This window comes from Nocardia sp. NPDC005366, from assembly GCF_040606855.1.
GTDB lineage: Bacteria > Actinomycetota > Actinomycetes > Mycobacteriales > Mycobacteriaceae > Nocardia.
Genome location: NZ_JBEXFQ010000057.1, coordinates 22,972 through 29,793 on the forward strand (window position 1 = coordinate 22,972; position 6,822 = coordinate 29,793).

Genomic DNA, 6,822 nt, shown 5'->3' on the forward strand with positions numbered 1-6,822 from the left:
CGGCGTGAAACGCCCACAAGGGGGTGGGCGTTTCACTCCTAGCGACTGCGACGGCTCTTCTTGCGCGGCGGGGGCAGCAGCCCCTCGGCACGCAAGCGGGCCGCGTGTTCGGCCAGCGCCTCGACCAGCGGGCCGACCTGGGCGACTTCGGGCTGCACATCGACGCGCAGACCGAATTCGATCGCCGTCTCGGCGGTCTTCGGGCCGATGCAGGCGACGATGGTGCGGGTATGCGGTTTACCCGCGATGCCGACCAGATTGCGCACCGTGGAGGACGAGGTGAACAGGACCGCGTCGAAACCGCCGGTCTTGATCATTTCGCGGGTCTCCGCGGGCGGCGGCGATGCGCGCACGGTGCGGTAGGCGGTGACGTCATCGATTTCCCAGCCGCGATCACGCAGACCCTCGGCCAGGGTTTCGGTGGCGATATCGGCCCGCGGCAACAGGACTCGGTTCACCGGATCGAAAACATCGTCGTAGGGCGGGAAATCGGCGAGCAAACCCTCCGAGGACTGCTCCCCACTGGGCACCAACTCCGGATTGATGCCGAACGAGCGCACCTTGTCCGCGGTCGCCTCGCCGACGCAGGCGATCTTCACACCGGAGAATGCCCGTGCGTCCAAACCGAATTCGGCGAATTTCTCCCACACCGCGCGCACCGCGTTGGTGGAGGTGAAGACCACCCACTGGTAACGACCGTCGACCAGACCCTTGACCGCGCGTTCCATCTGCGCTGGACTGCGCGGCGGCTCGACCGCGATCGTCGGCACCTCGATCGGGATCGCGCCATGGGTGACCAGCCGCTCGCTCATCTCGGCGGCCTGATCCTTGGTGCGCGGTACCAGCACGGTCCAGCCGTACAGCGCCCGCGACTCCCACCACGACATCTTCGACCGCGCGGCGACGACCTTGCCTATGGTCACCACCAGCGGGCCGACCAGTTCGGAGGCCGCGCTGTTCAGCGTCGCCAGTGTCGCCTCGATAGTGCGCTGCTGGCGGGTGGTGCCCCGCACCGTGACCGCGACCGGGGTCTGCGGGGCCATACCGTGCTCGACCAGGGCACTCGCGGTCTCGGCCAGATGGCCGGAGGTCGCGTGCAGTACCAGCGGGCCGGGGGCGGCGGCCAGCGCGGCCCAGTCCACCTCGCCGCGTACGTCGGCCTCGGTATGACCCGAACCGAGCGCGATACCCGCGTAACTGGGTACCGCCGAGCCGCTGGGCAACCCCGGCAGCACCTCGAAGACCATATGCGAGCGGGTGACGGTATTGACCTCGTTGATCACGGCGTCGGTTGTCAGCGGATCGCCCGCGACCACCCGGACCACGTCGTGACCGTTGCGGGCCTCGGCGATCAGGGTTTTGGCGACCTCGGCGGGTTCGCCGAGGGCGGGACGCACGTCGACCGGACGGGTGCCGTCCTCGTTCTCCTCGACCGCGGAGCCGATCAAAGCCAGTACGCCCTTGTCGACGTCGGGATCGGTGAAAGCCAGTGTGGCCCGCCCGAGGACTTCACGCGCCCGCACGGTGAGCAATGCCGGGTCGCCGGGGCCCGACCCGACGAAAAGGATCCGACCCGGGTGCTTCTTCGTCCCTCGGCTCATGCCTGCACCTCTGTGATTCGCTCGCTTCGCTCGCTCATGATCGGCTGTTCTCCATTGGGCTGGGGTGGGTGAAGTCTGTGGCGGGCGGATTCACCGCCTGTGCGGGGGAACCTTCCGGTTCCGTGGTGAGAAGCTCGCGCGCGCCGAGCTCCAGCAATTCGCGGGCCAAGGCCCGGCCGAGTTCCGCCGCGTCGTCCGGCGAACCGACCACCGATGCCCGCAGCACATCGGACCCGTCGACCGCCGCCGCGCAACCGCGCAGCGAGAGTTCATCGAAGATCCGGCCGTCGTCATCGATCGATTCGACGACCTCCCCGAGCGCGCCGACGGGGGCGGTACAACCGGCCTCCAATTCGGCGAGTAGACCCCGCTCGGCGACAACGGCGGCCCTGGTGGGCGCATCATCGAGCTGCGACAGCGTCTCGATCAACATGCTGTCGTCGCTGCGGCATTCGACCGCGAGCGCGCCCTGGGCCGGGGCCGGCAACATCTGAACCGGCTCCAGCGCCTCGGTGACCGCGTCCAGCCGGTCGATCCGGGCGAGCCCGGCTCTGGCGACGATCACCGCGTCCAGTTCACCGTCGGCGACCTTGCGCAGCCTGGTGTCCAGATTGCCGCGCAGCGGCATGATCTCCAGACCGAGTCCGAGAGCCAGCAATTGGGCCGCGCGGCGCGGTGCGGAGGTGCCGACCTTCGAACCGGCGGGCAATTCCCCGAGTACCAGCCCGTCGCGCGCGACCAGGGCGTCACGCGGATCCTCGCGGGGCGGGACGGCGGCGATGGTGAAACGCGGATCCGACGCGGTGGGCAGATCCTTGTAGGAGTGCACCGCGATATCGATGGTTCCCGCGGCCAGTTCCTCGCGCAGCGCGGAGGTGAAAACTCCCACCCCGAGTTCCCGCACCGGCTCGGACGACTCATCCCCCACGGTTTTCACGATGACCAGTTCGGCCTCGTGCCCGGCGGCGATCAGCGCATCGCGGATGGTGCCCGACTGGGTGAGCGCCAGCAGACTTCCGCGGGTGCCGATCCGCCAGGAACGGCGCGTGCCGGCAACTGTCACGTTGTCCTCTTCCTGCAGGATCGTCATCGGGGATTCCCCTGTTCCTCACCCAGGTGACCGGTGGTGAAATCGTCGGCCAGCGCCGCGCCGAGTCCGCCCGCGAGCGTGGTGATCTCCATCGGCGCGGCAACCGCCTGCGCCGCACCGGGTTTGAGCTCGAACAGTTCACGCAGCGCCTCGGCGTAGCTGTCGCCGCCCGGCGTCGACGCCAATTGCTTGACCCGCACCGTCGGCGCGTGCAGCAACTTGTCGACAACTCTGCGCACCGTGCGCGCGACCTCGTCGCGTTCCGGATCGGCCAGACTCGGCAGCCGCGAATCCAGCCGCAGCAGTTCGGCCTCGACCACCTCGGCCGCGCGCTGCCGCAGCGCCGCCACGGTGGGCGTCACCTCGGCCATGCGCTGGCCCGCCAGGTATTTGGCGAGTTCGTCGGCGACGATCGAGCGGGCCGCCGCGGTGTCGTCGGCGGCGGCGCCCGCGGCCGGATCCCGTTGCAGCGTCTCGATATCGATGACCGAGACGCCGGGCAAGCCCGCCACCGCGGGTTCGACGTCACGCGGCAATCCGAGGTCGCAGAAGACCAGTGGCCGCTCGGAGGAGGGCATTTCGGCGCGATCGCGATCGGCGAGTGCGCGATGGGTATCGGCGAGGGTCACCACGGCGCCGATCGCGCCGGTACACGTGATCACCACATCGGCCGCGGCCATCGCCTCGGTCAACCGCGGCAGTTCGAGGGCCGAGGACTCGACCCCGTAGCCCGCCGCGGTGTCGGCGAGCCTGCGTGCCCGCTCGATGGTGCGGTTCACCACGATGATCCGGCCGATGCCCGCGCGCGAAAGATGGGCCACCGCAAGACCGCCCATCGCGCCGGCGCCGACGACGACCGCGGTGCGTTCGGCCAGGGCGGTGTCAACGGATTCCGCCGGACCACGCAGGAGGTTCTTCGCCTTGTCCAGCGCGACAGACACCACCGACGCGCCCGCCCGGTCGATTCCGGTCTCCGAATGCACCCGCTTGCCGACCCGCAGCGCGTGCTGGGCCAGTTCGTGCAGAGTCCGGCCGACGGCCTGCTGGGCGTCGGCCGAGGCGTAGGCGGATCGGATCTGGCTGAGCACCTGCTGCTCGCCGATGACCATCGAGTCCAAACCGGAGGCCACCGCGAACAGATGTTCGGCCGCCGCCTCGCTGTAGCGCACGTAGGCGTGTTTGGTCAGATCGGCGAGGGGCATTCCGGAATGTCTGGTGAGCAGGTCGCCCGCCTCGGCGAGACCGCCGTGGAACGCGTCGACCACCGCGTACACCTCGATGCGATTACACGTCGAGACGATCATCGCCTCGGAGACGTGACTCGAGGTCAGCATCCGTTCGATCAGCTTGGGACGATCGGCGTCGGTGATGGCAACCTTCTCCAGCACCGAGACGGGGGCGCTCCGATGCGAGATCCCGACCAGAAGAACGCTCATACCCGCGCCTCACAGGTGCTCGACTCCGACACGCGCATGGCACTCCGGCACATGATTCGCTCGCTTCGCTCACTCATGGTGAAACCACCGATCCCTTGCTGCTTGGCTCCGTTGCCTGATGCGAGGTCGAGTGTGTGATCGTCGCGTGCGCGGCGGGCACGCGGCGGGTGATCCGGCCCGACACGGCCGAGGCCACCTCCGCGAGAGGTTCGGGCTCGGCGTTGCGGGTCCGCTCGAACGACAGCATCTGCATCTCCACCGCGAGATCCACCCTGCGGACCTCCACGGACTGGGGCGCGACGAGCACACTCGGCGCGAAACTCAGAATGGACTGCACACCCGCCGCGACCAGGCGATCGCAGACAGCCTGTGCCGCCTCGTCGGGAACGGTGACGACCGCGATGGTCGGATCGAGCGCGATGACCGCTTCGTGCAGTACCGCGACGTCACGCACCGAAAGTCCAGCGACGGTCCGGCCGATCACCGAAGGATCGTTGTCGAAGATGCCGACCACCGTGAAGCCACGCCGCTTGAACCCGCCGTAGCCGACGAGCGCACGGCCGAGGTTGCCCGCGCCGACCAATACGACGCGATGTCCGCCGGAGAGTCCGAGCACGTCTTCGATCCTGGTGCGCAACTTGGCGACGTCATAGCCGACACCCCGTACGCCGTTGGGCCCGAGGAAGGACAGATCCTTGCGCAGTTTCGCCGAATTGACACCCGCCGCGACAGCCAGTTCCTCACTCGATACGATGAGCACACTGTCATCGGCCAACATCGCGAGGACACGGAGATAGGTAGCCAGCCGCGCCACGGTGGCCTGCGGAATGTCCTTGTTCGGCCCCGTCTTCTGCAGAGCCCTGCCGGAGACGCCACCCGGCGCCTCATGCTGCTCTGTCACGTCGTAGGCTCCTCGTCCCGGATAGCTCGTGATCCGGTTCGTCGCTCGACCCCTGACCCGGGGCGGCCCGGTGCCATGGTCGAAGTTTCGGATTTCAGGGCGGCTCCGCAGCCTCGGCATGCGGGTCGCGTGCCACCACCGTAACCGCTTGTGCAGCCCTTCACAAAGTCGGTGAAATCGGCCTCATTTTCCGCCGCGACCAGCGGTGCGGCGGAAACGGACAGGAGCAGCCTTTCTTCAACGACGCAAATCGGCGCGCAAACGGGGCTCGTCGACGTCGAAATAGCTGTGCTCCCGGCCGTCCAGCAGCACGACGGGAAGTCGATCGCCGTACTCCGCGCGCAGGCCAGGGTCGGTTCCTGCGGCTTCGTCGACATCGACGGTGCTGGGTTCGATACCGAAATCGCCGCAGATCGCGCGCAACTGTTCGAGTGCTGTAGAACACAGTCCGCATCCCGATCTCGTCAACAGGGTCACCGAATGTGTGGGATTGGTCATGAGTGTTATTAAATCCCCTCGCCACGGTCGATCCAGTACCCCTGGTCCTGCCGAAACTGTCGGCGGATCCCGCTAGTGTGGACTCGTTCGCGCGCGACGGGCGGAGGTATTGGTGCCGGAACGATCGAAGATCGAGAGGGCGGGATTCATCGCGGGGCGCTTCGGCGAGTTTCCGGTCAGATGGAATCAGGGCAGATTCGGACAGGGCCTGCAGGACCAGCTCGCCCGCATCTCCCGGAGTCCATTCGGCCCGAGCGAGGAGGAAGTGCGCGCCAACCTGGCCGGTGAGGCCAGCGCGGACGCCGCGCTGTCACTGCACGACGCCGAAATCGCCGCGGGCGAGCCGGAACATCCCGGCCCCGAAGCACCGCGTGACCTGACCGCGGCCGCTTTCTTCGACGTCGACAACACCATGGTGCAGGGCGCGTCCATCGTGCACTTCGCCCGCGGGCTGGCGGCGCGCAAATACTTCAAGACGTCCGACCTGGTGGATGTGGCGTGGAAGCAGATCAAATTCCGGGTCACCGGCAAGGAGAACAGCACGGATATGGCCGCGGGCCGGGAGAAGGCCCTTGCCTTCATCGCCGGTCGCCCCACCGCCGAACTGGCCGCGCTCGGCGAGGAGATCTACGACGAGATCATCGCCGATAAAATCTGGCCGGGCACCCGAGCACTCGCGCAGATGCATTTGGACGCCGGTCAGCAGGTCTGGCTGGTCACCGCGACTCCGGTGGAATTGGCGCAGGTTATCGCCAAACGCCTCGGACTCACCGGCGCACTCGGCACGGTCGCCGAAAGCGTGGACGGAAAATTCACCGGACGTCTGGTCGGCGATATCCTGCACGGCCTCGGAAAAGCACATGCGGTGCGCACCTTGGCAATTCGCGAAGGTTTGAACCTCAAACGCTGCACCGCGTATTCCGATAGCCACAACGACGTCCCGATGCTGTCACTTGTCGGCACCGCCGTCGCCATCAACCCGGACTCGGATCTACGCGAGGTCGCCAAGAACCGCGGTTGGGAGATCCGCGACTTCCGCACCGGACGCAAGGCGGCCAAGATCGGCGTGCCGACAGCCCTGGCACTGGGCGCGGCGGGCGGCGCGATAGCGGCGGCGGTAACCCGCCGGCGGGAGCACTGAGAACCCCCGCCCGAACCCCACGCGGAGCGACTCTTCGAGCAAAACCGTTCGCCACCAACCCAGCCCGTACGGAGCGAGTCTTACGAGCGACCCGTTCGCGGCCCGTCTCGCGTCCGAGTGGTCGAAGCGCATGCGCCGAAGGCGCGAGTCTCGAC

6 protein-coding genes are annotated in these 6,822 nt (G+C 67.7%); 1 reads left to right on the forward strand and 5 read right to left on the reverse strand.

Annotated features, from left to right (window positions below; genetic code table 11):
* Positions 1–38: 38 nt before the first annotated feature.
* The 5 genes from ABZS43_RS34845 to ABZS43_RS34865 form a co-directional block, all read right to left on the reverse strand.
* The gene (locus ABZS43_RS34845) at positions 39–1,601 is read right to left on the reverse strand and encodes a bifunctional uroporphyrinogen-III C-methyltransferase/uroporphyrinogen-III synthase (protein ID WP_355040268.1); all 1,563 of its coding nucleotides are present in this window, start codon (positions 1,599–1,601) and stop codon (positions 39–41) included.
* A gap of 34 nt (positions 1,602–1,635) precedes the next feature.
* Positions 1,636–2,691, reverse strand: coding sequence for a hydroxymethylbilane synthase (hemC, locus tag ABZS43_RS34850; RefSeq protein WP_355040269.1), 1,056 nt, complete (start codon positions 2,689–2,691; stop codon positions 1,636–1,638).
* Positions 2,688–4,127: a glutamyl-tRNA reductase gene (locus ABZS43_RS34855; protein ID WP_355040270.1), complete on the reverse strand. Its 1,440-nt coding sequence runs from the start codon at positions 4,125–4,127 to the stop codon at positions 2,688–2,690. The genes hemC and ABZS43_RS34855 overlap by 4 nt, the downstream gene beginning before the upstream one ends.
* Before the next feature lie 73 nt (positions 4,128–4,200).
* Positions 4,201–5,028, reverse strand: coding sequence for a redox-sensing transcriptional repressor Rex (locus ABZS43_RS34860; protein ID WP_355040271.1), 828 nt, complete (start codon positions 5,026–5,028; stop codon positions 4,201–4,203).
* A gap of 237 nt (positions 5,029–5,265) precedes the next feature.
* On the reverse strand, positions 5,266–5,526 hold the full coding sequence (locus ABZS43_RS34865) for a glutaredoxin family protein (protein WP_355040272.1): 261 nt from the start codon (positions 5,524–5,526) through the stop codon (positions 5,266–5,268).
* Between the two features lie 208 nt (positions 5,527–5,734).
* Here ABZS43_RS34865 and ABZS43_RS34870 point away from each other — a divergent pair, with 208 nt between their 5' ends.
* Positions 5,735–6,667, forward strand: coding sequence for an HAD-IB family hydrolase (locus ABZS43_RS34870; RefSeq protein ID WP_355040275.1), 933 nt, complete (start codon positions 5,735–5,737; stop codon positions 6,665–6,667).
* Positions 6,668–6,822: the final 155 nt, after the last annotated feature.

What these genes read in the sequence shown, in the direction of transcription:
- ABZS43_RS34855 (WP_355040270.1), bottom strand. Translation starts at nt 4,127, where the DNA reads ATGAGCGTTCTTCTGGTCGGGATCTCGCATCGGAGCGCCCCCGTCTCG.
- ABZS43_RS34845 (WP_355040268.1), bottom strand. Translation starts at nt 1,601, where the DNA reads ATGAGCCGAGGGACGAAGAAGCACCCGGGTCGGATCCTTTTCGTCGGG.
- ABZS43_RS34865 (WP_355040272.1), bottom strand. Translation starts at nt 5,526, where the DNA reads ATGACCAATCCCACACATTCGGTGACCCTGTTGACGAGATCGGGATGC.
- hemC (WP_355040269.1), bottom strand. Translation starts at nt 2,691, where the DNA reads ATGACGATCCTGCAGGAAGAGGACAACGTGACAGTTGCCGGCACGCGC.